Annotated in this window: 23 protein-coding genes; 16 read left to right on the forward strand and 7 right to left on the reverse strand. The window is 72.9% G+C overall.

Translation table 11 applies throughout. The features are described from left to right. Positions 1–2 precede the first annotated feature (2 nt). Entirely contained in the window at positions 3–938 is a 936-nt protein-coding gene (locus ACQEVZ_RS16980) for a helix-turn-helix transcriptional regulator (RefSeq protein ID WP_344503039.1), read from the reverse strand. Positions 939–1,000: 62 nt separating this feature from the next. On the opposite strand from ACQEVZ_RS16980, the gene ACQEVZ_RS16985 reads away from it, so the two are divergent. From ACQEVZ_RS16985 to ACQEVZ_RS17005, 5 genes are all read left to right on the forward strand, one after another. Beyond that, positions 1,001–1,387, forward strand: a complete 387-nt coding sequence (locus ACQEVZ_RS16985) for a VOC family protein (RefSeq protein WP_354888236.1) — start codon at positions 1,001–1,003, stop codon at positions 1,385–1,387. Further along, the gene (locus tag ACQEVZ_RS16990; protein ID WP_433367429.1) at positions 1,387–1,932 is read left to right on the forward strand and encodes a YdeI/OmpD-associated family protein; all 546 of its coding nucleotides are present in this window, start codon (positions 1,387–1,389) and stop codon (positions 1,930–1,932) included. The genes ACQEVZ_RS16985 and ACQEVZ_RS16990 overlap by 1 nt, the downstream gene beginning before the upstream one ends. Then, the gene (locus ACQEVZ_RS16995) at positions 1,929–2,798 is read left to right on the forward strand and encodes an LLM class flavin-dependent oxidoreductase (protein ID WP_344503042.1); all 870 of its coding nucleotides are present in this window, start codon (positions 1,929–1,931) and stop codon (positions 2,796–2,798) included. The genes ACQEVZ_RS16990 and ACQEVZ_RS16995 overlap by 4 nt, the downstream gene beginning before the upstream one ends. 22 nt (positions 2,799–2,820) lie before the next feature. Continuing rightward, positions 2,821–3,288: an aminoacyl-tRNA deacylase gene (locus tag ACQEVZ_RS17000; RefSeq protein ID WP_433367433.1), complete on the forward strand. Its 468-nt coding sequence runs from the start codon at positions 2,821–2,823 to the stop codon at positions 3,286–3,288. Positions 3,289–3,576: 288 nt separating this feature from the next. Further along, a complete protein-coding gene (locus ACQEVZ_RS17005; RefSeq protein ID WP_433367436.1) occupies positions 3,577–4,377 on the forward strand; it encodes a C40 family peptidase in 801 nt (266 codons plus the stop codon). Between the two features lie 47 nt (positions 4,378–4,424). Here ACQEVZ_RS17005 and ACQEVZ_RS17010 read toward each other — a convergent pair whose 3' ends face one another. Then, on the reverse strand, positions 4,425–4,865 hold the full coding sequence (locus ACQEVZ_RS17010) for a cupin domain-containing protein (protein ID WP_344503046.1): 441 nt from the start codon (positions 4,863–4,865) through the stop codon (positions 4,425–4,427). A gap of 76 nt (positions 4,866–4,941) precedes the next feature. On the opposite strand from ACQEVZ_RS17010, the gene ACQEVZ_RS17015 reads away from it, so the two are divergent. Then, positions 4,942–5,355, forward strand: coding sequence for a WapI family immunity protein (locus tag ACQEVZ_RS17015; RefSeq protein ID WP_433367440.1), 414 nt, complete (start codon positions 4,942–4,944; stop codon positions 5,353–5,355). A gap of 13 nt (positions 5,356–5,368) precedes the next feature. Then, the gene (locus ACQEVZ_RS17020; RefSeq protein ID WP_433367443.1) at positions 5,369–6,547 is read left to right on the forward strand and encodes a hypothetical protein; all 1,179 of its coding nucleotides are present in this window, start codon (positions 5,369–5,371) and stop codon (positions 6,545–6,547) included. A gap of 10 nt (positions 6,548–6,557) precedes the next feature. Here ACQEVZ_RS17020 and ACQEVZ_RS17025 read toward each other — a convergent pair whose 3' ends face one another. Continuing rightward, entirely contained in the window at positions 6,558–6,923 is a 366-nt protein-coding gene (locus ACQEVZ_RS17025; protein WP_433367445.1) for a VOC family protein, read from the reverse strand. Positions 6,924–7,113: 190 nt separating this feature from the next. Here ACQEVZ_RS17025 and ACQEVZ_RS17030 point away from each other — a divergent pair, with 190 nt between their 5' ends. Next, positions 7,114–8,730: a GMC family oxidoreductase gene (locus tag ACQEVZ_RS17030; RefSeq protein ID WP_433367448.1), complete on the forward strand. Its 1,617-nt coding sequence runs from the start codon at positions 7,114–7,116 to the stop codon at positions 8,728–8,730. Here the strand turns inward: ACQEVZ_RS17030 and ACQEVZ_RS17035 are convergent. After that, positions 8,714–9,283: a DUF998 domain-containing protein gene (locus ACQEVZ_RS17035; RefSeq protein ID WP_433367451.1), complete on the reverse strand. Its 570-nt coding sequence runs from the start codon at positions 9,281–9,283 to the stop codon at positions 8,714–8,716. The genes ACQEVZ_RS17030 and ACQEVZ_RS17035 overlap by 17 nt on opposite strands. A 17-nt stretch (positions 9,284–9,300) precedes the next feature. After that, positions 9,301–11,415, reverse strand: a complete 2,115-nt coding sequence (locus ACQEVZ_RS17040; RefSeq protein ID WP_433367454.1) for a ThuA domain-containing protein — start codon at positions 11,413–11,415, stop codon at positions 9,301–9,303. Between the two features lie 179 nt (positions 11,416–11,594). On the opposite strand from ACQEVZ_RS17040, the gene ACQEVZ_RS17045 reads away from it, so the two are divergent. From ACQEVZ_RS17045 to ACQEVZ_RS17065, 5 genes are read left to right on the forward strand one after another with little or no spacing between them, the layout of a single operon-like run. Further along, positions 11,595–12,062 (forward strand): MarR family winged helix-turn-helix transcriptional regulator, encoded by a 468-nt coding sequence (locus ACQEVZ_RS17045; RefSeq protein ID WP_433367457.1) that lies wholly within the window; start codon positions 11,595–11,597, stop codon positions 12,060–12,062. Further along, positions 12,040–12,456, forward strand: coding sequence for an organic hydroperoxide resistance protein (locus ACQEVZ_RS17050; RefSeq protein ID WP_344503056.1), 417 nt, complete (start codon positions 12,040–12,042; stop codon positions 12,454–12,456). The genes ACQEVZ_RS17045 and ACQEVZ_RS17050 overlap by 23 nt, the downstream gene beginning before the upstream one ends. Next, complete coding sequence (locus ACQEVZ_RS17055; protein ID WP_344503057.1) at positions 12,453–13,457, forward strand: NADP-dependent oxidoreductase; 1,005 nt, start codon at positions 12,453–12,455, stop codon at positions 13,455–13,457. Before ACQEVZ_RS17050 ends, ACQEVZ_RS17055 begins: the two co-directional genes overlap by 4 nt. Then, complete coding sequence (locus ACQEVZ_RS17060) at positions 13,454–13,864, forward strand: hypothetical protein (RefSeq protein ID WP_433367462.1); 411 nt, start codon at positions 13,454–13,456, stop codon at positions 13,862–13,864. The genes ACQEVZ_RS17055 and ACQEVZ_RS17060 overlap by 4 nt, the downstream gene beginning before the upstream one ends. 7 nt (positions 13,865–13,871) lie before the next feature. Then, a complete protein-coding gene (locus tag ACQEVZ_RS17065) occupies positions 13,872–14,420 on the forward strand; it encodes a GNAT family N-acetyltransferase (protein ID WP_433367465.1) in 549 nt (182 codons plus the stop codon). A 44-nt stretch (positions 14,421–14,464) separates the two neighbouring features. Here ACQEVZ_RS17065 and ACQEVZ_RS17070 read toward each other — a convergent pair whose 3' ends face one another. Further along, positions 14,465–15,991, reverse strand: a complete 1,527-nt coding sequence (locus tag ACQEVZ_RS17070; RefSeq protein ID WP_433367468.1) for a hypothetical protein — start codon at positions 15,989–15,991, stop codon at positions 14,465–14,467. Positions 15,992–16,318: 327 nt separating this feature from the next. Here ACQEVZ_RS17070 and ACQEVZ_RS17075 point away from each other — a divergent pair, with 327 nt between their 5' ends. The 3 genes from ACQEVZ_RS17075 (at position 16,319) to ACQEVZ_RS17085 (ending at position 19,256) form a co-directional block, all read left to right on the forward strand. After that, complete coding sequence (locus ACQEVZ_RS17075; RefSeq protein WP_433367471.1) at positions 16,319–16,861, forward strand: hypothetical protein; 543 nt, start codon at positions 16,319–16,321, stop codon at positions 16,859–16,861. Positions 16,862–16,995: 134 nt separating this feature from the next. Continuing rightward, positions 16,996–18,000, forward strand: a complete 1,005-nt coding sequence (locus ACQEVZ_RS17080; RefSeq protein ID WP_433367474.1) for a hypothetical protein — start codon at positions 16,996–16,998, stop codon at positions 17,998–18,000. Between the two features lie 38 nt (positions 18,001–18,038). Continuing rightward, the gene (locus ACQEVZ_RS17085; protein WP_433367477.1) at positions 18,039–19,256 is read left to right on the forward strand and encodes an MFS transporter; all 1,218 of its coding nucleotides are present in this window, start codon (positions 18,039–18,041) and stop codon (positions 19,254–19,256) included. Positions 19,257–19,421: 165 nt separating this feature from the next. Here ACQEVZ_RS17085 and hrpA read toward each other — a convergent pair whose 3' ends face one another. Continuing rightward, positions 19,422–23,504 (reverse strand): ATP-dependent RNA helicase HrpA, encoded by a 4,083-nt coding sequence (hrpA, locus tag ACQEVZ_RS17090; protein WP_433367480.1) that lies wholly within the window; start codon positions 23,502–23,504, stop codon positions 19,422–19,424. Between the last annotated feature and the right edge of the window lie 44 nt (positions 23,505–23,548).

The following is a 23,548-nucleotide window of genomic DNA, read 5'->3' on the forward strand; positions in this document are numbered from 1 at the left end:
GGCTATAAAGCCGCCTGATAGCGGGCGGCAAGGTCGCGGAGCAGGTCGCGCAGCTCCGGCGGGTCGAGCACGGTGAAGGGGAAGCCGATCGTGCCCAGGAACCCGGCCAGGTCCATGAGCTTGTCGGCGCCGGTCTCCAGCTCGCAGGTGGCCTCGCCGGTCGGGGTCAGCACCCCGGCCGTCGACGCCAGGCGCGCCGTCACCGCCGCGATCGGCGCGTGCACCCGCACCCGGGCCGGCACCCGCCACGCCGCCGACGACACCCCTCGCATCACGTGGGCGACGGCGTCGCCGCCGGGCGGGTCGCGGGGCTCGAACCGGACGCCCGTCGGCGGGTGCAGCGCCACGAGGTCCGCCCGGAACGTGCGCCAGTCCGCGCGGTCGAGGTCCCACGCGAGCAGGTACCAGCGCCGGCCGGTGTAGACGAGCCGGTGCGGCTCCGCGCGGCGGCGCCGGTCCTTGTAGTCGAAGCTGATCCGCTCGTGATCCCGGGTCGCCGCGGCGAGCGCGGTGAGCAGCGACGCGTCGACCGTCGGCCCGCCGCCGGCCGCGGAGACCGTCGCGGACCGCAGCGCGTCGACCCGGCGGCGCAGCCGCGGCGGCAGCGTCTGCTCGAGCTTGATCAGCGCCCGCAGCGCCGGGTCCTCCAGCCCGGTGACGGACCCGGCGGCCGCCGCGCGCAGCCCGACCGCGACCGCGACGGCCTCCTCGTCGTCGAGCAGCAGCGGCGGCGTCGCGGCACCCGCCCCGAGCCGGTAGCCGCCGGTGATCCCGGTGCTGGAGTCGATGTGGTACCCGAGGCTGCGCAGCCGCTCGATGTCGTTGCGCACGGTGCGGGTGGTGACGGCGAGCCGCTCGGCGAGGGCCGCGCCCGACCAGTCCCGCCGGCTCTGCAGCAGCGACAGCAGCCGCAGCAGCCGCGCCGAGGTCTCCAGCATCGGCCAAGTCTGTCAGACATTGCGGAACGTACCTTTCCGCAATGCCCGATAGCGTGCTTCACATGACGACATTCCGGGGTTTCGCGACGCTGAACGTGTTCGCCGAGGACCATGACGCGGCCAAGCGGTGGTACGCGGAGCTGTTCGGCGTCGAGCCGTACTTCGAGCGGCCCGGCTACGCCGAGTTCCGCGTCGGCGACCGGCAGGCCGAGTTCGGCATCGTCGACAGCCGGTACGCGCCGCACGACACCGGCACGCCCGCGGGCGCGTTCATGTACTGGCACGTCGACGACCTCGACGGGACCCTGCAACGGCTGCTCGCGCTGGGGGCGGCGCCGCTGCAGCCGGTCACCGAGCGCGGGCCGGGCTTCGTCACCGCCGCGGTCACCGACCCGTTCGGCAACATCGTCGCGATCATGCACAACCGGCACTACCTGGAGATGGCCTGATGGAACCGGTCCTGTTCGCCGACACGACGGCGTTCGAGCGGTGGCTCGAGTCGCACCACGGCCAAGAGGGCGAGATCTGGATCCTCGTCGGCAAGAAGGGCAGCGGGATCACCAGCATCTCCGTGCAGGAGGCCCTGGACGTCGCGCTGTGCTTCGGGTGGATCGACGGGCAGCGCAAGAGCTTCGACGATCGGCATTTCCTGCAGCGGTACGTGCCGCGCCGCCCCCGCAGCACCTGGTCGCAGGTCAACGTGGCGAAGGTCGAGGCGCTGACGGCGGCCGGCAGGATGCGGCCCGCCGGGCTGGCCGAGGTCGAGAGGGCGCGGGCCGACGGGCGGTGGGCCGCGGCGTACCCGTCGCAGCGCAACGCCACCGTGCCGCCCGACCTGGCCGAGGCGCTGGGCGGCGACGAGCGGGCGAAGGAGCGGTTCGACGCGTTGCCGGCGACCGAGCGGTACGGGCTGATCCTCAACCTGGTGAAGCTGCGCACCGCCGCCGGACGGGCCGCCAGGGTGCGGGCGATCCTGGCAGCATTGTCCGCATGACGACGCTGGGTGCCGTGTTCGTGCCGCAGCTTCCGCCGGAGCGGCTGCGGTCCGTGGTCCGTGCCGCCGACGAGAGCGGCCTGGAAGAGCTGTGGTTGTGGGAGGACTGTTTCCTGGAGAGCGGGGTCGCGACCGCCGCGGCGGCGCTCGCCTGGTCCGAGCGGGTGCGGATCGCGGTGGGGCTGCTGCCCGTGCCGTTCCGTAACGTGGCGGTGACCGCGATGGAGCTGGCGACGCTGTACCGGCTGTTCCCGGGCCGGGCCATCATCGGCGTCGGGCACGGCGTGCAGGACTGGATGGCGCAGGTCGGCGCCCGGGCCGAGTCGCCGATCACGCTGCTGCGCGAGTACGTGACGGCGCTGCGCGGTCTGCTCGCCGGCGAGCGGATCACCGTCGACGGCCGGTACGTCCACCTCGACGGCGTCGCGCTCGACTGGCCGCCTTCCGGCGCGCCCGTCTACGTGGGCGCCACCGGGCAGCGCACGCTGCGGCTCGCCGGGGAGCTCGCCGACGGCACGATCCTCACCGGCGGCACCGGCGTCGAAGCGGTCCGGGCGGCGCGGCAGCGCATCGACGAGGGGCGGCAGGCGGCGGGCCGCACGGATCCGCACCCCGTCGTCGTCTACCTGCACGCCGCGACCGGCGACGACGCCGAGGCGCGGATGGCTGCGGAGCGGGTGCGCTGGGGCTACCACGACGGGCAGGACGTGACCGTCGCCGGGGACGCGCACGCCGTCGCGGACGCCGTCGCGCGGTGGGCGGACGCCGGCGCCGACACCGTGGTCCTCCAGCCCACGCCCGACGACCCGGATCCGGAGGGGTTCATGCGGTTCGTGGCGGAGCGGGTGCGGCCGCTGGTGGCGTAGCTCCGGCGGTACCGTGGCGAGCATGGCCGAGAATCCAGCCGTCACGGCGGCAGAGGCGAGTGGGATCGCGTTCCGGATCGTCGAGCACGGTCCGGTGCGCAGCCTCGCCGAGGCCGCCGCGGCGCGCGGGGTCGAGGTGCCGGACGTCGTCAAGACGATCGTGGTGCGGGTCGGCGACGGGGACTACCGGTTCGTGCTGGTGCCCGGCGACCGGGTCATCTCGTGGCCGAAGTTGCGCGCCCTCCTCGGCGTCAACCGGCTGTCGATGCCGGACGCCGCGACCGCCCGCGACGCGACCGGTTACGAGCGCGGGACGATCACGCCGTTCGGCTCGTCGACGGCCTGGCCGGTGGTCGCCGACGAGCGGATCCTCGGGCGGGAGATCACGCTCGGCGCCGGTCGGCACGGCGTGGCGCTGGCCGTCGACGCCGGTGCCGCGATCGAGGCGTTGGGGGCGGCGGTCGCCGACGTCTCCGAGCCGGAAGCCTGATCGATTCGCGCTATTTCCCGTCGGTACGAGCGGAAAAGCGCGCGCCAATGGCGATTTGCGCAAAATGCCAGACTTCTTCGTGATCTGTGGGAATGTGGCACTGGCAACCATCATTGCCCGGGTTTCCGGCACACGCGTCCCTGCGGTTCCGACCGCTGGGAGGCACCGCCCGACCGTGACGACTCCGTGACGGCAGGGCAGCCGGAGAGCGCAGGAGAGCCCCGGGCCGAGCGGGGAGTCGCACTGTCCACACATCCGTTACGCCGTCCCCGCAGGACGGCACGCACATTGCGCATCAACCTCGGCACCGCGCTCTGCGTGGTGCTGTGCGGGGTGGCCGGGAGCGCGCCGGCCCACGGCGCCCCAGCCGACACGTCGCCGGCCGCACGGATCAGCACGACGATGCCACCGGTCGGTGTCAGGTCCGTCTGGTACTACGAGGGCGGCACGACCGACGCCCGCGCCGAGCTCCGCGAGGTGCGTGCCGCGAGCCGGGACGCCCAGCGGGCGCGGCTCGCCCAGCAGGCCGCCGCTGACGCCGCCGCAGGGTCTTCCGCGACGGCGCAGGCCGAGGCGGTGACCGTCGCGGGGGCGGTCACCCGGCAGCGGCCGGCCAGCCGGAGCCGGCCGGCACCGCGGACCCGGGCTTCGACCGCGCCGCGCACCGGACCGGGCCGGCAGCGCCCGCCGGTGACCCGTCGCCCCCCGAGGGCCACTGCCGCCTCCACGTGGGCGCCCCCCAGCTGGGCGCCGGCGGCCGGCGGCGGGGTGGTCGGGTTCGCGCTCGCCCAGGTCGGCAAGGGCTACGGGTTCGGGTCGGCCGGCCCCGACCGGTTCGACTGCTCGGGCCTCGTCGCCGCCGCGTTCCAGCGGATCGGCATCTCGCTGCCGCACCAGACCGGAGGGCTCGCCAGGGTCGGCCGGCCGGTCGGGCGCGGCGAGCTGCGCCCCGGCGACCTGGTGTTCCCGGCCTCCGGGCACGTCGGCATCTACGTCGGCGGCGGCCGGATGGTGCACGCCTCCACCGAACGCGGCGGCGTGAAACTCTCGCCGGTCTACGCGTTCAGCTTCGCCCGCCGGGTCGCCTGACGCCGGGACGGTCCACATCGGACACCATCACAGTCCGATGTGGACCGTCAGGCCTTGTCGTGCAGGCGGAAGTCGGCGAAGTCGAAGCCCGGGGCGACGACGCAGCTGACCAGGACCGGCTCGGTGCCGGTCGGGGCGGCGGCCTGCCAGACGCCGGCGGGGATCAGCACCTGCGGGCGCTGCCCCGCCGCGACGTCACCGCCCAGGAGCGTGGTCGGGCCCTCGCCGGGCGCTTCGCCGGAGCCGCCGAGGCGCAGCGCGAGGGGGCCGCCCGAGTGCCAGAACCACAGCTCGTCGGAGCGGACCACGTGCCACGCCGACTCCTCGCCCGGGTGCAGCAGGAAGTAGATCGCGGTCGCCGCGTTGCGCGGCCCGTCGTACCCCTCCGGCGAGAACGCCACCGGCGAGCGCCAGGTCTCCCGGAACCAGCCGCCCTCCGGGTGCGGCGCCATGTCCAGCAGCTCCGCCAGTCGTGGTCGCGTCGTCATCTCGCCACCGTAGCGGGCCTGCGGTCCGCCCGAACGTCCGGTGCGCCGGCGCGCCCCGCTTTGCGATGCTGATCGCATGCTGCTGGAGGGACCCGGCGGTGTCGCCGTCTCGCTCAGCGTGACGGACCGCACCGGCGAGCTGCTCGTCGTCGAGGGGGTCGTCGACGCCGGCGACGGGCGGGCGTGGACCTTCCGCGACGCCTGCCTGACCGAGGCGGAGGCGGCGGCGCTCGGCCAGTGGCTCCTGCGGGCCGCGAAGGGGCGGCTGGAGCTGCCGGACCGGCTGGCGTTCGCGTCGCCGGGCCTGACCTTCACGCTCGAGGAGCACGACCACCTCCAGCCGCGGGTCACGGTCGGGTTCTCCCTGGCCGCGGCGCCGCCCTGGCTCGGCGAGGAGCGGATGCGCACGTACGACTACCCGATCACGCTCGACCTCGACCCGCAGGCCCTGGAGGCCGCCGCCGTGGACTGGGAGCGCGGTCTCGGCTGAGTAGGATCGCCGGATGCGACGACGCGCCCTGGCAGCGGCACTGACGACGGTCGTTCTCGCCCTCGCCGGGTGCGGCGGGTCGCCCCGCAATGTCGCCGCTCCCGCTTCGCCCTCGCCTTCTTCCCCGGTCGCGGCGGCGTCGTCGGTACCGGCGACGTCAAGCGCACCCAGCAGCACCTCCGCCGCGCCGCCACCCCCGCAGGCGAACGGCAACCCGAACGGCCGGGCCACGGTCCCGGCGGAGGCCCACGCCGCCGACACGTCGAAACCCACCCGCGTCATCGGCAACGGCACCCCCGCGAGCTGCACGTCCGAGGCGGTCGTGTCGGCGGTCGGCGCCGGCGGGGTCATCACGTTCAACTGCGGCCCGCAGCCCGTCACGATCACGATGAAGGCCACCGCGAAGATCAAGAACGTGCAGGGCGCGAAGATCGTGCTCGACGGCGGCGGCAAGGTCACCCTCAGCGGTGAGGGCAAGCGGCGCATCCTCTACATGAACACGTGCGACAAGAACCAGGGCTGGACCACCTCGCACTGCCAGGACCAGGACCACCCGTCGCTGACCGTGCAGAACCTGACCTTCGCCGACGGCAACTCCACCGGCGACACCACGGAGGGCGGCGGAGGCGGCGCGATCTTCGTCCGCGGCGGCCGGTTCAAGGTCGTCAACGCCCGCTTCATCCGCAACCGCTGCGACCAGACCGGCCCGGACCTCGGCGGCGCCGCGATCCGGGTGCTCAGCCAGTACCACAACCAGCCCGTCTACATCGTGAGCAGCACCTTCGGCGGCGCCGCCGGCCAGGGCGGCGTCTGCGCGAACGGCGGCGCCCTGAGCAGCATCGGCGTGTCCTGGGTGGTGCTCAACAGCGTCCTGTCCTACAACTCCGCCGTCGGCAAGGGCGCCAACCCCGCCCGCCCCGGCACCCCCGGCGGCGGCAGCGGCGGCGCCATCTACTGCGACGGCAACCAGTTCACCGTCCGCCTCGCCGGCACCCTCGTCGAGCAGAACAAGGCCAACGAGGGCGGCGGCGCCGTCTTCTTCGTCAGCAACGACCGCTCCGGCACCATGTCCATCGAGAGCTCCACGCTGCGCAAGAACCCGAGCGCCGGCTTCGAGACGCAGGGTTTCCCCGGCATCTACTTCCTCGGCGCCCGCCCCCCGTCGGTCTCGTCCTCGAACCTGACCCGCTGACCGTCGCGCGCTACGACCGCAGGCAGGCGCAGAACGGGTGCCCCGCGGGGTCGATGAGCACCAGGTACCGCTCCGGCGCCGGCTGGAACCCGGCCCTGGTGGCCCCGAGCTTCACCGCCCGCTCCTCGGCATCCGCGAGATCGTCGACGTAGAAGTCCAGGTGGAACTGCTTCGGCACCGGCCCCTCGGGCCACGTCGGCTTCTCGTAGCTCCCGATCTGCCCGAACCCGATCGACGTCTTCCCGTCGCTGACCATCGCGTACTCCGCCTGCGTGTGCGTCACCTCCCACCCGAGCATCTCGCTGTAGAACTCCGCCAGCACCGGCGGCTCGTCACAATCGATGTTCACCATGATGAGCGTGGCAAATCCAGTCATGCCCCCATCCTGACCCCCATTCCTGCCACCCCATGTCAGGTTCCCCGATCGTTTCTTCCGCCCCGGGCGATGCTTCAACGGCATGCGATCGACGCTGTGGGTGGGAACGCGGCGGAGGGGTTAGGGCGTCGGCCGGGTACTCCCCCGGGGCGGGAAGGGGGCGTATGGTCGATGGCCAAGGAGGCCCGCCATGCCTGCTGAGAGTGAGACCGCGTTCGACTTCGTGATCGTGGGTGCGGGGCCGGCCGGGTGTGTGCTGGCCAACCGGCTCTCCGCGGACCCTGGCACGAGCGTGCTGTTGCTGGAGGCCGGTGGGCCCGACAAGGCGCGTGAGATACGGATTCCGGCGGCGTTCAGCAAGCTGTTCGGCACGCCGTACGACTGGAGCTACAGGACCGTCCGGCAGCAGGGGCTTGACGGGCGGGAGCTGTTCTGGCCGCGTGGGCGGACGCTCGGTGGGTCGACGTCGATCAACGCGCAGATGTGGATCCGTGGCTGTGCCGCCGACTACGACGGGTGGGGGGTCGACGGCTGGTCCTACGCCGAGGTGCTGCCGTACTTCCAGAAGGTGGAGCGGCGCGTCGGGGAGCGAGGCTCGCTCGGCGCGGACGGTCCACTGTGGATCCGGGAGCTGCGCAGCCCGAGCCGGATCACCGCCGCGTTCCTGGAGGCGTGCGTCGCCGAGGGGATCCCCGCGACGGCCGACCTCAACGGGCCCGACAACAGTGGCTGCTCCCCCACGCCCGTCACCCAGCACCGCGGCGCCCGGTTCAGCGCCGCCGACGCGTACCTGCGGCCCGTCCTGAAGCGGCCCAACCTGACCGTGCGCACCGGTGCGACGGTCGACCGGCTGCGGCTGAGCGGGGCGGCGGCCAGGCAGCAACAGCAGCAGCAGCAGCAGCAGCGCCGGGTCGTCGGCGTCGCGTACAAGGACGCGGCCGGGGCCGTCCGCGAGGTGACGGCCAAGAAGGAGGTGCTGCTCTGCGCGGGCGCGGTGAACACGCCGCAGATCCTGCAGCTGTCGGGCATCGGCGATCCAGACGCGCTGCGGGCCGCCGGGGTCGAGCCGGTGCACGAGCTGCCCGGCGTCGGCGCCAACCTGCAGGACCACCTGTCGGCGGGAGTAGTCGTGCACTGTCCCGAGCCGATCACGATGTTCGCCGCCGAGTCGCTCGGCAGCGTCGCCAGATACCTGCTCGGCCGCACCGGGATGCTGTCGTCGAACGTCGCGGAGGCGGTCGCGTTCGTCGCGCCCGACCCCGGTATCCCGCCGGAGATCGAGCTGATCTTCGCGCCGGTGCCGTTCGTCGAGCACGGGATGGTGCCGCCGCCGGCGCACGGGCTGACGATCGGGGTGGTGCTCCTGCAGCCGCGCAGCCGCGGCACCGTCGGGATCAGCGGGCCGACGGCCGCCGAGCCGCCGGTGATCGAGCCCGGCTACCTCAGCGAGGAGGCCGACCTGCGGCGGATGGTGTGGGGTGTACGGGTCGCCGAACGCCTCGCGAGGTCCGCGGCGCTCAAGCCGTACGTCGGCGAGCCGATGGAGCCGTACGCGGGCGTCCTGGACGACGACGGTGTCGCCGGCTCGATCCGCCGGCACTCCGAGACCCTGTACCACCCGGTCGGCACCTGCCGGATGGGCACCGGCGACGACGCGGTCGTCGACCCGTCGCTGCGGGTGCGCGGGCTGACCGGCCTGCGGGTGGTCGACGCCTCGGTGATGCCCGTCATCAACCGGGGCCACACCATGGCACCGGTCTACATGATCGCGGAGAAGGCCGCCGACCTGATCACGCAGGCCCGCTGACCGTCACACGCCGGCGGCGGAGGAGGAGGAGCACGGCCGCGAGCGGCCAGAGCGCCTGGGCGCCGGCGGCCAACCGTTCGGCGAGCCCTACCAGTACACCGGCGGCGAGGGCGATCGAGAACAGCACGACGAGCGTGACCAGCACCCCGGTGGCCACCCGCGCGAGCGGGACGCGGCTCAGGGCCGGCCAGATGGCCAGGCAGGCGAACGCGATGGTCGCCGCCGCCTGGTGCGCGCCCGACGAGCCGGCCCGGGGCAGCGGGAACGCGGTCACCAGGACCGTGGCGACCCCGCCCGCGGCGAGCATGACCCGGGCCTGCGTGGCGACGGGGCGCAGGCCGTGGGCGGTGACGACGTGGCAGATCCCGACCCCGAGCAGCGCGACCGTCATCACACACCGGTCGGTGGCGCCGAGGCCGGCCAGGGCGCTGATCGTGTCGCGGAGCGGGTCGAAGGAAGGCTGGAGCGCCGCGGCGACGCTCCAGCCGCCGATGAGCAGGACCGGTGCGGTGGCCGAGGAGACCACCGCGGACCACCGCACCGGATCGCGCATCTTCGAAGTATGGCGGGTCAGGAGCCGAAGGCCTCCAGCTCCCACAGCGAGTAGCCCCACTGCGTGCCGCGCTGGGTGCCGTTGACCCGCAGGTAGCGGCCGGAGCCGTTGACGGTCACGTCGTCGATGCCGCCGTCGCCGGTCGTCGTGGTGTAGATGTTCGTCCAGGTGTTGCCGTCCGGCGAGGTCTGGATCTGGTACGCCTTGCCGTACGCCGTCTCCCAGTTGAGCCGCACCCGCGTGATCGTGCGGGTGGCGCCGAGGTCGAGGCGGATCCACTGCGGGTCGCTGTAGGCGCTGCCCCAGCGGGTCGCGGTGTTGCCGTCGACGGCGTTGGCGCCGGCGTGCGGGCTGCCGGACTCGACGGACGACACCGTCACCGGGCAGTTGCGGCACAGCGACTGCGGACCGGTGCCGGCCGGCGTGCCGTACACGCTGAGATCCCAGATCGAGTAGCCCCACTGCGTGCCGCGCTGGGTCTGGTTCACGCGGACGTAGCGGCCCGTGCCGGTGAGGGTGACGTCGTCCACGCCGCCGTCGCCGGTGGTCGTGGCGTAGACGTTGGTCCAGGTGGACCCGTCCGGAGAGGTCTGGATCTGGTACGCCTTCGCGTAGGCGGCCTCCCAGTTGATCCGGACCCGGTTGAGGTTGTACGAGGCGCCGAGGTCGACCTGCAGCCACTGCGGGTCGGCGTGGACGCTGCCCCAGCGGGTCGTGCTGCTGCCGTCGACCGCGTTCGCCGCGACGAGCGTGCTGTTGGGCTCGACCGACGACGCGGTCGCGGTCTTGCCGCGGGCGATGTCGGTGGCCGGCTGGCTGCCGTCGGTCTTGATGCGGATGTTGCGGTAGAAGATGTCGGCGCCGGCGCCGTCGTTCTGCACGCCGATGTAGCCGGACTGGATCGCCCGGGTGCTCGTGTAGTCGTTGATCTTCACGCCGTTGAGCCAGATCTCGACCCGCTGGCCGTGCACGCCGACCTCGTAGGTGTTCCACTGCCCGGGCGGGTTGAGGGCGGCGGCGCGCAGGGCGGCGTCGGGGGCCTTGAAGCTGTACACGCTGCCGGTGGTGCGGGACGGGTCGGCGTCGGTCGCGTCGATCTGGATCTCGTGGCCGGCGTTGACCGGGCCCCACGGGTCACCGTTGGGGTCGGGGAAGCCGATGAAGACGCCGCCGTTGTCGTCGCCGGGCATCTGCCAGTCGACCTTCAGCGAGTAGTTGGAGAACTGGCTCACCGGGTACCAGAGCAGCCCCATGCCGCCGAACGAGGTGAGCGTGCCGTCGGCGAGCGTGAACCCGCCGGGGCCGGCCTGCCGCCACTGGTTGAGGCTCGCCTGGCTGCCGTCGAACAGCGCCTGGTAGCCGGTCTCGGGGCGGCAGTCCGCCTGGACCTGCCCCGCGGCCCACTTGATGCCGCCGAGGAGGTGGGCGGTGAAGTTCGCCTCGGTGTAGGACGCCTCGGTGTGGCCGAGTCCGGTGTACCAGCTGCGGCCGCCGTCGAACTGCTTGCACCACGAGATGGGGTGGTCGCCGGCCATCGACCCGCCGCTGTAGCTGCCCTCGTCGAGGCTCATGAGGACCTTGGCGGTGCTGCGGGGGTTGGTCTGGTAGTTGTACCACTCGTCGGTGCGGGTCCAGGTCTGCGGCAGGGGCGCGGTGGCCGCGTGCGAGCGGTCCTCGACCCTGATCGTCGCCTGCTGCTGCGCCGGGTGCGAGGCGAACCAGGCGCCGACGAGGTTGCCGTACCAGGGCCAGGCGTACTCGGTGTCGGCCGCGGCGTGCACGCCGACGTAGCCGCCGCCGGCGCGGATGTAGGACTCGAACGCGGCCTGCTGGGTGGCGTCGAGCACGTCACCGGTGGTCGACAGCCACACGACCGCCTTGTACTGGGCCAGGTTCGCGGTCGTGAACGCGGCGGCGTCCTCGGTCGCGTCGACGGCGAAGTTGTTCGCGCTGCCGAGGGCCTGGACGGCGGCGATGCCGTTGGGGATCGAGCTGTGGCGGAAGCCTGCCGTCTTGGAGAAGACGAGGACCTTGTACGCCGGGGCGGCGGACGCGGGGGTGGCCGCACCACCCGCGGCGAGGAGGGCCGCGACGGCGGCGGCCGCGATCAGTTTCCGAACAGGTATACGCACAGGACGTGCTCCTTCCGGATGGATCGCGGGCCTGTGCGGGACCGTCGCGATCGCGGGGAGGGAGGAGCGCGCCGAACGCACCTTCCGTTGCTTCTGTCAGAACTTTGCCCCGGACAAACAAAAGTGTCAATGGGTCACTTAAGTCGTGCACGACTTAATCGCGTGCTACCGTTCTGGACGTGAGGGATGTTCTGGCACTCGACCAGCAGGTCTGCTTCGCGCTGTACACGGCCTCGCGGGCCGTCACCGCGCGATACCGGCCACTGCTCGACGAGCTGGGCATCACGTACCCGCAGTACCTGGTCCTACTCGTGCTCTGGGAGCAGGACCAGCGGACCGTCAAGGAGATCGGCGCCGCCCTGCGGCTCGACTCCAGCACCCTGTCGCCGCTGCTCAAGCGCCTGGAGGCGGCCGGCCTCGTCACGCGGGCGCGCCGCGCCGACGACGAGCGGTCCGTCACCATCCAGCTCACCGCGGCCGGCGCCGCGCTGCGCGAGCGGGCCCGGGACGTCCCGGGCAGGCTCGTCTGCGAGGGCGGGCTCGGCATCGACGAGCTCGACGAGCTCCGCGAAACCCTGGTGCGCCTCACCGGCGCGCTCATCGACCTGCAAGGAGGCCCTCCTGATGGCAGTCCTGTACACCGCTGAGGTCACCGCCACCGGCGACGGCCGCGACGGCCACGTCACCAGCACCGACGGCATCATCGACGTGGACGTCGCGGTGCCGAAGGAGATGGGTGGCGCCGGCGGCGCGACCAACCCCGAGCAGCTGTTCGCGGCCGGCTATGCGGCCTGCTTCCACAGCGCGCTGCGGGTCGTCGCCCGCCGCGCCAAGGCGTCCGTCGACGGCAGCGAGGTCAACGCCCGGGTCGGCATCGGACCCAACGGCAACGGCGGCTTCGGGCTCGACGTCACCCTGACCGTCACCCTGCCCGGCGTCGAGCGGGACGCCGCGTGGCAGCTGGTCGAGGCGGCGCACCAGGTCTGCCCGTATTCCAACGCGACCCGCGGCAACATCGACGTCAAGCTGGAGCTCGCATGACGACCAGCAGCAAGGTGTGGCAGCTCGCCGCCCGGCCGACCGGCTTCCCGACGCCCGAGGACTTCCGCCTCGTCACCGAGGAGCTGCCCGCGCCCGGTCCCGGCCAGGTGCTCGTGCGCAACGACGTCATGTCGGTCGACCCCGCGATGCGCGGGCGGATGAACGACGTGCCGTCCTACGTGGCACCGTTCCAGGTCGACGCGGCCCTCGACGGCGGCGCGGTCGGCACCGTCATCGCCTCGGAGAGCCCAGACGTCGCCGTCGGTGACAGCGTGCTGCACGGGCTCGGCTGGCGCGAGCACGCGCTGCTCGACGCGAAGCACACGCGGGTCGTGGACACCGCGATCGCGCCCGCCTCGGCGTACCTGGGCGTGCTCGGCATGCCGGGGCTCACGGCGTACGCCGGACTCCTCGACGTCGCGAGGATGCGGCCCGACGAGACGGTCTTCGTCTCCGGCGCCGCGGGAGCCGTCGGCACGCTGGTCGGGCAGATCGCGCGGCTGCGGGGGGCGCGGCTGGTGATCGGGTCCGCGGGGTCGGCGGAGAAGGTGCGCTACCTCGTCGACGACCTCGGCTTCGACGCCGCGTTCAACTACAAGGACGGCTCGATCCGCACCCAGCTGAAGCAGCTGACGCCCGACGGCATCGACGTCTTCTTCGACAACGTCGGCGGCGAGCAGCTGGAGGCGGCGCTCTTCCGGATGAACCTGCACGGCCGGGTCGCGATCTGCGGCGCGATCTCGCAGTACAACAACCCCGACGCGACCGGCATCCGCAACCTGACGCTGCTGATCAGCAAGCGGATCACCATGCAGGGGTTCCTGGTGCTGGACCACTGGGGGCGGCGGCAGGAGTTCGTCGACGAGATGTCCGGCTGGCTGCGCGAGGGCAAGGTGAAGGTCGCGGAGACGTTCGTCGACGGGATCGACCACGCCGTCGACGGGTTCCTCGGCATGCTCCGCGGCGAGAACCTGGGCAAGATGATCGTCCGGCTCACGTGAGCCGGCCTCTGGTCGCGGCACTGGGGCACGGCCGGCGGGCGCGACGGTCCGCGTACGCGCTCGCCGGGCTTCTTGCCGCGGCCGGGGTCACGCACCTGCTGAATCCGGAGCCGTACGACCGGATCGTGCCGCGGTCGCTGCCCGGGTCACCGCGGACCTACACGTACGTGAGCGGGGTCGCGGAGCTCGCGCTCGCGGCGGGGCTCGCCCACCCGCGCACCCGCCGGGCGGCCGGGCTCGCCGCCGCCGGCTTCTTCGCGGCGGTGTTCCCGGCCAACGTGAAGATGGCGGTCGACTGGCGCAAGGCGCCGCCGGCCCGCCGCGCGATCGCCTACGGCCGGCTGCCGCTGCAGGTGCCGCTGGTCCTGTGGGGGTTGAAGGTGGCCCGGGAATCGCGTACTCAGTAGCAGGGTGATGACAACCGCACGGCTGGTGCTGCGCCGCTGGCACGACGAGGACCGGGTGCCGTTCGCGGCGCTCAACGCCGACCCTGAGGTCATGCGGTTCTTCCCGCGGCCGCTGACCCGGGCCGAGAGCGACGAGTTCGCCGACCGGATCGAGGCCGCGTTCGACGAGCACGGCTACGGGCTGTGGGCCGTCGACGCGGCCGAGGCCGGTGGCTTCGTCGGGTTCGTCGGGCTGGCGTGGCAGCGGTTTCCGGCGCACTTCACGCCGGCCCTGGAGATCGGGTGGCGGCTGGCCCGGCACGCGTGGGGGCGCGGCTACGCGACGGAGGCGGCGGTGGCGGCGCGGGACTTCGCGTTCCGCCCCGTCGCCGACCCGGCCGGCGGCGCCGGCATGGACGAGATCGTCTCCATCACCACGCGGACCAACGAGCCCTCGCAGGCGGTGATGCGGCGGATCGGGATGACCCGCGACCCGGCGGACGACTTCCTGCACCCGAGCCTGGCGCCGGACCACCCGCTGGCCCCGCACGTGCTGCACCGGCTGCGGCGGGCTTAGCCGTACAGGCTGCGGCAGGCTCAGCGGCGCAGACTGCGGCAGGCTCAGCGGTACAGGCGCAGGTGCAGCTGGAAGGCGACCTCGGTGAACCGGATCGTCGGCGGGCGCAGCGCCAGCAGCTGGCGCTCCAGGACCACCTGCAGCTCGCGCGGCGGCGCCTCCGGCCGGGCCATGATCCGCACGCCGACCGGCCGCGACGGGCCCAGGCGGAACTCGACCATGAGCTCCTCGGTGCCGTGCCGGACCCCGGTGAACGCCCGGTCGACGATGCCCCTCGCGCGGTCGATGAAGTCGCCGAGCTCCGCCGCCGTCGTCGCCTGCCGCAGCTGCTCCTCCGACGTGAGCAGCACGATCCTGCCCCGGTCGACGTGCCGCAGCGTCCGGCCGTCGGCGGTGGCCGGAGCCGCCTCCTCGGCGCGCGGCGGGTGGTAGATGGTGAGCTCGCCGGTGCGGTACCGCTCACCGGCCTTGCGGTCGCCGCCTCCGTTGCCTCCGTCGCCGGAGGGCCAGTGGCCGCCGGGGCCGGGCCGCACCTCCGCCACCTGACGCGTCGCGGGGCCGGGGCGGGGCGCCAGCCGCAGCGCGAGGGTGCTGACCGCGCCGGCGGGCAGGCCGATCTCGATCGAGCGGCCCGCCTCGACCGCCTGCCGCAGCCGGGCGTACATCGCGCCGGTCAGCAGCACCGCGAAGCCGTCCTCGACCTGGCGGGCGGTCGGCTCGGCGGTGCCGCGGACCAGGAGCAGGAAGTTGCAGCCGATGCGGGTCGAGCGCTCGCCGCCCGGCGCCACGATCGCGGCCGGGCCGCGCTGGCCGGGGGTCCACACGTAGGTCTGCGGGGCGTCGGCGAGGCCGGGCAGGAACGCGCACACGTCGTCGGCCTCGCGCAGCGCCTCCTCGAACGCCTCCAGCTCCTCGTCGGCGCCGCCGATGTATGAGGTCGGGTCGCCCGCGGTGATCGTCAGCTCGAGCCGGTCGCCGATGTGCACGACCCGCAGGAACGGCAGGTTGTAGGCGGGCGCCTTCGACAGCATCGTCGCGGCCCGGAACTCGGCGTCGTCGACGACCGGGGCGCGGCCTGGGCGGAACCACCAGGGGTGCGGGTAGTACCGCTCCTGCGCGCCGAGCAGCGACAGGACCCGTGCGTGGCCGAAGCGCTGCATGACCGCGGTCTCGCCGGCCAGCAGCGGCAGCGCGACCAGCGGCGGGCGCTCGAAGGTCACGGTCGACGGGATGTCCTCGGGGGCGGCGGCGTACACGAACCCGGTGACCCGGCCGTCGATGTCGATGCCGGGCTGGTTGAAGACGCTGACGTCGCCGGCCTCGACGAGCCTGCCCTCGGCGGCGAGCCGGTGGACGGTGCGCGCCATCGACAGCGGATAGCCGGGGGCGGGCGCCCCGGTGCGGACCACGGCGAACACCATCTCCCGCTGGCCGTGCCGCTCCAGCCCCTCCGTCGTGTACAGCAGTGCGGGCAGCATGCCGGAAGCCGTGCGGATGCCACCCTCGTCGATGGCGACCGACAGCTGCCGGGGGATGAGGACCTCCCGGCCGACGGGTAACGCGGAGCCCACGGGGCCGATCATCGCATCCGCACGCAACAGTTGACCTTGCGCGAACGGCGGGCGGCGCTCGGCGCCTCAGGAACGTCGCTGGTGGTGAGGGTGGCGCTCCGCGGTGTGGGCCCGCAGGGGCGGCGCTCCGCGGGCGCGGACGGGCAGGGCGGCGCTCCCCCGGCGTGGCCCGGCAGGGCGGCGCTCCCCCGGCGTGGCCCGGCAGGGCGGCGCTCCCCCGGCGTGGCCCGGCAGGGCGGCGCTCCGCGGTGTAGGACGGCAGGGTGGCGCTCCGCGGTGTGGGACGGGAGGGTGGCGCTCCGTGGTGTGGGCGGCGACGATGGTGTGATGCGGATGACGTCGGAGCCGCCGGTCGAGTACGTCGCGTTCGTGTCGCGGCACCTGGAGCCGCTGCGGCGTGACGCCGTGCGCGTCGTCGGCGCCGAGGCGGACGCGGATCATCTGTACGGCGACGTCCTCACCGACGTCGCGGCCCGGTGGAGCTGGCTGGAGCTGCAGCGCACCCGGCTCGGGCACGAGGGCGCCGCCGACGACTTCCTCGGCCGGGTCTTCGCCCGCCGGTCCGAGCGCTGGTTCCTCGGCGATGACGGGGCCGGCGACGACGACCACCAGATCCAGGTGACCGCCTGGCATCCGGACGAGCCCCCGCCGTCGCGCCGCGTGTACGTGAGCAACGCCGTCCGCCTCGCCCCGATGCTTGTGCCGCGGCGCAGGAGCACCGTGTTCGTCGCCGGGCCGGCGTGCGAGGCGGCGATCGCGTGGTGGCACGCCTACGAGACGGTCCGGCGGCGGCGCTTCGCGTACCTCGGATTCGTGGCGATCGCGCTGCTGATGGCCCTGGCGAGCGTCAGCGCACCGCCCCCGGCGTGACGCACGGGGCTGAGCTGCGCGGCGGCGGGCCGGGTGTGTTCGGCGTCACGGCATCCTGACCTTGCGGTGGGCGGCGCTCGCGGCTGCGTTGACGGATCCTGCTACTGTCCGCCGAGGGCCGGCTTGGGGGTGACATGAGCACGACGACACGCGTCGCGGGACGCTCGGTGCGGCACGGCGCCGCGCATCGCCGGATCGCGGCGGTGGCGCTGGCCGCTGCCTTCGCCGGCGGCGCGCTCGGCACGCTCGCCGTCGCCCAGCCCGCACACGCGGCACCCGCCGAGGCCGACATCGAGGCCAAGGCCGGCAACGGCGTCCAGGGCAAGGCCGGCGACAAGTCCCGCATCGGCTTCCAGGTCACCAACCACGGCAAGGTCAACGCCGCGGTGGTGGTCGTGGTCACCGTGCCGGAGAACGTGCAGATCGAGTCCGCCGGCTCCTGCCAGGTCTCGGGCAGGTCGGCCACCTGCACGACGACGATCCGGGGCGGCGCGTCCGCCAACGGCTCGGTCCAGCTCGTCCTGCGCACCGGCGGGGAGGGCGAGGGCAGGGTCGTCGCCAGGCTCGCGCCCAACCAGGAGGTCAGCGACCCGAAGCCGGGCAACAACACCGACACCTTCAAGATCCGGGTGGTCGGCAGCGCCAGTCCGACCCCGTCGAAGTCCGTGAAGCCCTCGCGCAGCGCCTCCGCCGACCCGGCCGCCACCTCCACCGAGGAGATCGCCCCGCCGGAGGCCGGCAACGGCGCGATCCCGCGCGAGGAGCCGAAGACCGCCCCGGTCAAGAGCGAGGGCGGCCTGTCGTTCGGCTTCTGGATCGGCGTGGTGGCCATCGTCGCGGCCCTCGGCCTGGTCGGCAGCCTCTTCTACTTCCGCCGCAAGGACCGCCTCGAGCCGGACACCGGCGTGTACCAGCTGCCGAACGCCGGCGGCGACAACCCGACCTCGGTGATCCCCCCGTATCAGGGCGGGTCGAACGTCTACGGCTCGCCCGCGGCTCCGCCGCCCGGTCCTCCCGGTCCTCCGTTCCCGCCGGGTCCTCCCGGTCCGCCGTTGGGCCCGCCGCCGGGTCCGCCGGTTCCGCCGCCGCCGGGGAACAACGACCAGACCATCCTCATGCGCCGGCCCAACGACCTCTGACCCGTGCCGCTCCCGCCCGGATCGGGCAGGATGGTGCGATGCGCAGCGAGCGGACCTCATCGATGCGATCGGCCGCGCTCGGCACGGCCCTCGTCTTCACGGCGAGCGGCACGCTGCTCGGCACGTGGGTGTCGCGGATCCCGGCGGTCGTCGCCAAGCTCGACGTCACCGCCGGCGAGCTCGGGCGGGCGCTGCTCGCGCTCGGCATCGGCTCGCTGCTGTCGATGCCGCTGACCGGGCACGTCTGCCGGCGGCTGGGCAGCCGCACCTGGGTCGCGTGCATGTCGGTGGCGGCGGCGGTGGTCCTCAGCTGCGCGGGGCTGGCGCCCGACCTGGTGTGGCTGTCGGTGGCCCTGTTCGCGCTCGGCATGGTGTACGGCTCGTGGGACGTCGCCATGAACGTGCAGGGCAGCGCCGTCGACCAGCTGGCCGGGCGCGAGTGGATGCCGCGGTACCACGCGTGCTGGAGCCTCGGCTCGATCCTCGGCGCGGCGGCGGGTTCCCTCGCGGCCCGCGGCGGCACCGGGATCGCGCTGCACTTCACCGTGGCCGCCTGCTGCGCGACCGCCGTGACGTTCGCGGGGCTGTTGCGGTACGTGGACGAGCGCGTCTCCTCCGCGCCGTCGCCGTCGCCGTCGCCGTCGCCGTCGCCCTCGGCCGAGGAGTCCGTTGCGCGGCCGGCCGGCCCGCCGGTCAGGAACCAGGCGCTGCTGCTCATCGGGGCGCTCACGCTGTGCGCGACCGTCATCGAGGGCGCCGCCGGCGACTGGCTGGCGCTGTACCTGCACGCGGGGCGCGGGCTGTCGGAGGCGTCGGCCGCGCTCGGCTACTCGGTCTTCGCCACCGCGATGACGGTCGTGCGGTTCGCCGGTACACCTGCCGCGGCGAGACTCGGAAGGGCCGGCGCGGTCCGGGCGGGCGGCCTCCTCGGCATCGCCGGCGTGCTCATCACCGTCCTGTCGCCGTGGGTGCCGCTGACCTACGCCGGCGCGCTGCTGTGGGGCGCCGGGGTGTGTCTGGTGTTCCCGGCCGCCGTGAGCGCCGCCGGCGAGACCGACCGGCCGGCCGAGTCGATCGCGCTCGTCACCACCATCGGCTACGGCTCGATCCTGATCGGCCCGCCGCTCATCGGCGCGCTCGCCGACGTGGTCGGCATGGGCCGGGCGCTGCTGACCCTGGCGGTGCTGGCCGCCGGCGTCGCCGTCCTCGCCCCAGCCGTCCGACCGTCACACGACCGCACACCAGTCACCCGATAGCCCCTCCCCGCGGGTCCGGACAGCACGGCATGAAGCTGGACAGCGCGGCGCGGGGTGGGCAGGGGCTGGACAGCTCGGATATGTCCGCTGCGCGAACATATCCGAAATTTCGGTTATGTTCGCGAAGGTGAGCGGGGCCGACACCACCACCGGGGCCGGCCGCGATCAGGCCGGCAGCGCGTCCATAGCCCGGTAGATGCGCACGTCGGAGACCGGGTAGGCGGTGCCGAGTGCCTGCGCGAACAGGCCCACCCGCAGCTCCTCGATCATCCAGCGGATCTCCCGCAGCTCGGGACTCATGGTCATGCTGGAGACCAGCTGGTCGTACTCCCGCTGGACCTCCTGCACGGTCAGCATCCGGTCGCGGTCGCGGGCGGTGTCGGTCGGCACCTTCTCCAGGCGCCGTTCGATGCCGCGCAGGTACCGTTCGAGGTCCGGCAGCCGCTGCCATCCGGTGTCGGTGACGAAACCGCGGTACACCAGCCGCCCCAGCTGCCCGCGCATGTCGGTGAGCGCGGGAAGCAGCAGCGGGTTCTTGGTGCGGGCGAGGCGCTGCTCGACGTCATAGGACGCGGCGAGGATCCGCTGCACGTTGCCGACGACGTCGAGGGTCAGGTCGACCAGGTCGGCGCGGACCTTGTCGCGCAGCTTCGCGAACGCCTCGCCGTCCCACACCGGCCCGCCGGCGTCGGTCATGAGCTGGTCGACGGCGCACGAGGCGCAGTCGTCGAGCAGGTCGACGGCGTTGCGGTGCGGGTTGCGGCTCAGCGCGAGCTTCGCCTCGTTGGACAGGCGGCCCTGCACGAACTTCGCCGCCGGCGGCAGCGTGAGCAGCAGCAGGCGGCGGGTGCCGGCCCACATCTCGTGCCGCTGCCGGGCCGGCAGGTCGAACGCCTTGACCGCCACCGACGTGCCCTCGTCGACGATCGCCGGGTAGACGGTGAGGGTGTGCCCGGCGACGGTCCGCGACAGGCTGCGCGGCAGCGTGCCGAAGTCCCAGCTGGTACTGCCGCTACGGGTGACGTCCGTCGCGGCCTCGGCCACAGTCTCCTGCACCTTCGGCGCCAGCCGGTCCCGCAGCTGCGGGAGGCTCTTGCTCTCGGCGAGCACGGCGCCGCCGTCGTCGACGACCCGGAACGTCATCTTCAGATGCTCCGGCACCTTCGTCAGGTCCCAGGCGTCGCGCGGCACGGTCACGCCGGTCATCCGGCGCAGCTCGCGCTCCAGGGCGTCCAGCAGGTGCCCGTCGCGGACCGGCAACTCAAGAAGCGCGTCGCGGGCCGTGTCGGGCGCCGGGACGAAGTTGCGCCGCAGCACCTTCGGCAGCGACTTGATGAGCGCCGTCACGAGGTCCTCGCGCAGGCCGGGCACCTGCCAGCTGAAGTCCGCGTCCCGGACCCGGCCGAGCAGCGGCAGTCCGATGTGGACGGTGACGCCGTCGGCGTCGGCGCCGGGCTCGAACTGGTACGTCAGCGCGAACCGCTGGCCGTCCTGCTCCCACGCGTCGGGGTACTGGTCCTTCGCGACGCCGCCGGCGGTGTCGTTGACGAGCATCGCCGGGTCGAACGTGAGCAGCTCCGGCTGGTCCCGGCGGGTCTGCTTCCACCAGCTGTCGAAGTGCCGGCCGGAGACGACGTCCGGGCCGATCCGCTGGTCGTAGAACTCGAACAGGGTCTCGTCGTCGACGAGGATGTCGCGGCGGCGGGCCCGGTGCTCGAGCTCCTCGACCTCTTCGAGCAGCCGCCGGTTCTCGGCGAAGAACGCGTGGTGGGTCTCCCAGTCGCCCTCGACGAGCGCGTGCCGGATGAACAGCTCGCGCGACAGCGCCGGGTCGATCCGGCCGTAGTTCACCTTCCGGGAGCTGACGATCGGGACGCCGTACAGCGTCACCTTCTCCATCGCCATCACCGCCGCGGGCTTCTTCTCCCAGTGCGGCTCGCTGTAGTTGCGTTTGACCAGGTGCTGGGCGAGCGGTTCGATCCACTCCGGCTCGATCCGGGCCGCGACCCGCGCCCACAGCCGGGTCGTCTCGACCAGCTCCGCCGCCATCACCCAGCGGGGCGTCTTGCGGAAGAGCGCCGAGCCGGGGAACACCGCGAACTTCGCGCCCCGTGCGCCGAGGTACTCGTTCTTCTCCGCGTCCTTCAGCCCGATGTGCGACAGCAGCCCGGCGAGCAGCGACACGTGGATGTTGTACGGGGCGGCCGGCTCCTCGTTCGGCACCACATCCATGCTGCGCAGCACGGACCGCAGCTGGCTGAAGATGTCCTGCCACTCCCGGACCCGCAGGTAGTTGAGGAACTCCGCCTTGCACAGTTTGCGGAACTGGTTGCTGGACAGCTCCTTCTGCTTCTCCTGCAGGTAGTTCCACAGGTTGACGTAGCCGATGAAGTCGGAGTCCTTGTCGGCGAACCTCGCGTGCTGCTGCTGCGCCTGCGCCTGCTTCTCCACGGGCCGCTCCCGCGGGTCCTGGATCGACAGCGCGGCGGTGATGACCATGACCTCGCGGACGCAGCCGTTGCGCTCGGCCTCGAGGACCATCCGGGCCAGGCGCGGGTCGACCGGCAGCTGCGACAGCCGGCGGCCGAGCGGGGTGAGCCGCTGGCCGCTCTCCAGCGCGCCGAGTTCCTCCAGCAGCTGCACGCCGGCGGTGACGTTACGGCGGTCCGGCGGGTCGATGAACGGGAACGCGGCCAGGTCGCCCAGGCCGAGCGAGATCATCTGCAGGATGACGGACGCGAGGTTGGTCCGCAGGATCTCCGGGTCGGTGAATTCCGGCCTTCCCTCGAAGTCCTCCTCGCTGTACAGCCGGATGCAGATGCCGTCGGAGGTGCGGCCGCAGCGGCCCTTGCGCTGGTTCGCCGACGCCTGCGACACCGGCTCGATCGGCAGCCGCTGCACCTTCAGCCGGTGGCTGTAGCGGGAGATGCGGGCCGTGCCGGGGTCGATCACGTACTTGATGCCGGGGACCGTCAGCGACGTCTCGGCGACGTTGGTGGCGAGGACCACCCGGCGGCCGGCGTGCGACTGGAACACCCGGTGCTGCTCGGCGAACGACAGCCGGGCGAACAGCGGCAGGATCTCGGTGTTGCGCAGGTCGAGCTTGGCGAGGGCGTCGGCGGTGTCGCGGATCTCGCGCTCGCCGCTGAGGAACACCAGCACGTCGCCGGGGCCCTCGGCCTGCAGCTCCTCGACTGCGTCGCAGATCGCGTCGATCTGGTCGCGCTCGTCCTCGCCCTCGTCGGGGGCCTCGATCGGGCGGTACCGGACCTCGACGGGATACGTGCGGCCGGACACCTCGATGATCGGGGCGTCGCCGAAGTGCCGGGAGAACCGCTCCGGGTCGATCGTCGCCGAGGTGATGATCACCTTCAGGTCCGGGCGCTTCGGCAGCAGCTGCCTGAGGTAGCCGAGGATGAAGTCGATGTTGAGGCTGCGCTCGTGCGCCTCGTCGATGATCAGCGTGTCGTACTGGCGCAGAAGCCGATCCTGCTGCATCTCGGCGAGCAGGATGCCGTCGGTCATCACCTTGACCATCGTCTGGTCGCCGGACTGGTCGGAGAACCTGACCTTGAACCCGACCGTGGCGCCGAGCTCGCTGCCCAGCTCCTCCGCGACGCGCTCCGCGACCGTCCGCGCCGCGATCCGCCGCGGCTGCGTGTGCCCGATCTGCCCCGACACGCCCCGGCCGAGCTCGAGACAGATCTTCGGCAGCTGGGTCGTCTTGCCCGAGCCGGTCTCGCCGGCGACGATCACGACCTGGTGGTCGCGGATCGCGGCGAGGATGTCGTCCTTGCGCTGGCTGACCGGCAGCTGCTCCGGATACGTGATCTTCGGAACCCCGGCCCGGCGGACCTCGACCCGCTGCTCGGCGCGCTCCACGTCAGCGCGGATGGCCTCGGCGATCGCCTGGGCGTGCGGGGACTTCTTCGCCCCCTCGATGCGGCGCCGGAGCCGGTGCTGGTCCTGCGGCATCAGCCCGGACAGCCGCGTGCGGAGCTCGCGCAGCAGCTCCTGACCCGCGGTGTTCTCAGGTGCTATTTCCGCGTTTGTACGACTTCCGGACCGTCTCCGGTTCTGCCTGCCGCCGCTCTTGTCGCCGCTCCTGGCGCTGCTTCTGTCACCGCTGCTAGCGCTGCTTCTGTCGCCGCTCCTGGCGCTGCTCTGGACGCCGGTCTTGTCGCTTGTTTCGCCGCCGCCCTCGTTGCTGGGCTCGGTCACGCCGGTGGGCTGGGGCACGTCAGACATAACGTTCGCAAGGATAGGCGCGCGTCGCCGCGATTGCCGCGTGA

The sequence above is a fragment of the Dactylosporangium sp. CA-152071 genome (genome assembly GCF_050936335.1).
GTDB classification, from domain to species: Bacteria; Actinomycetota; Actinomycetes; order Mycobacteriales; family Micromonosporaceae; genus Dactylosporangium; species Dactylosporangium maewongense.

What these genes read in the sequence shown, in the direction of transcription:
- ACQEVZ_RS16980 (WP_344503039.1), bottom strand. Translation starts at nt 938, where the DNA reads ATGCTGGAGACCTCGGCGCGGCTGCTGCGGCTGCTGTCGCTGCTGCAG.
- ACQEVZ_RS17080 (WP_433367474.1), top strand. Translation starts at nt 16,996, where the DNA reads ATGAGCACGACGACACGCGTCGCGGGACGCTCGGTGCGGCACGGCGCC.
- ACQEVZ_RS17050 (WP_344503056.1), top strand. Translation starts at nt 12,040, where the DNA reads ATGGCAGTCCTGTACACCGCTGAGGTCACCGCCACCGGCGACGGCCGC.
- ACQEVZ_RS17035 (WP_433367451.1), bottom strand. Translation starts at nt 9,283, where the DNA reads ATGCGCGATCCGGTGCGGTGGTCCGCGGTGGTCTCCTCGGCCACCGCA.
- ACQEVZ_RS17055 (WP_344503057.1), top strand. Translation starts at nt 12,453, where the DNA reads ATGACGACCAGCAGCAAGGTGTGGCAGCTCGCCGCCCGGCCGACCGGC.
- ACQEVZ_RS17030 (WP_433367448.1), top strand. Translation starts at nt 7,114, where the DNA reads ATGCCTGCTGAGAGTGAGACCGCGTTCGACTTCGTGATCGTGGGTGCG.
- ACQEVZ_RS16985 (WP_354888236.1), top strand. Translation starts at nt 1,001, where the DNA reads ATGACGACATTCCGGGGTTTCGCGACGCTGAACGTGTTCGCCGAGGAC.
- ACQEVZ_RS17065 (WP_433367465.1), top strand. Translation starts at nt 13,872, where the DNA reads ATGACAACCGCACGGCTGGTGCTGCGCCGCTGGCACGACGAGGACCGG.
- ACQEVZ_RS17015 (WP_433367440.1), top strand. Translation starts at nt 4,942, where the DNA reads ATGCTGCTGGAGGGACCCGGCGGTGTCGCCGTCTCGCTCAGCGTGACG.
- ACQEVZ_RS16995 (WP_344503042.1), top strand. Translation starts at nt 1,929, where the DNA reads ATGACGACGCTGGGTGCCGTGTTCGTGCCGCAGCTTCCGCCGGAGCGG.
- ACQEVZ_RS17085 (WP_433367477.1), top strand. Translation starts at nt 18,039, where the DNA reads ATGCGCAGCGAGCGGACCTCATCGATGCGATCGGCCGCGCTCGGCACG.
- ACQEVZ_RS16990 (WP_433367429.1), top strand. Translation starts at nt 1,387, where the DNA reads ATGGAACCGGTCCTGTTCGCCGACACGACGGCGTTCGAGCGGTGGCTC.
- ACQEVZ_RS17075 (WP_433367471.1), top strand. Translation starts at nt 16,319, where the DNA reads ATGCGGATGACGTCGGAGCCGCCGGTCGAGTACGTCGCGTTCGTGTCG.
- ACQEVZ_RS17000 (WP_433367433.1), top strand. Translation starts at nt 2,821, where the DNA reads ATGGCCGAGAATCCAGCCGTCACGGCGGCAGAGGCGAGTGGGATCGCG.
- ACQEVZ_RS17025 (WP_433367445.1), bottom strand. Translation starts at nt 6,923, where the DNA reads ATGACTGGATTTGCCACGCTCATCATGGTGAACATCGATTGTGACGAG.
- hrpA (WP_433367480.1), bottom strand. Translation starts at nt 23,504, where the DNA reads ATGTCTGACGTGCCCCAGCCCACCGGCGTGACCGAGCCCAGCAACGAG.
- ACQEVZ_RS17010 (WP_344503046.1), bottom strand. Translation starts at nt 4,865, where the DNA reads ATGACGACGCGACCACGACTGGCGGAGCTGCTGGACATGGCGCCGCAC.
- ACQEVZ_RS17020 (WP_433367443.1), top strand. Translation starts at nt 5,369, where the DNA reads ATGCGACGACGCGCCCTGGCAGCGGCACTGACGACGGTCGTTCTCGCC.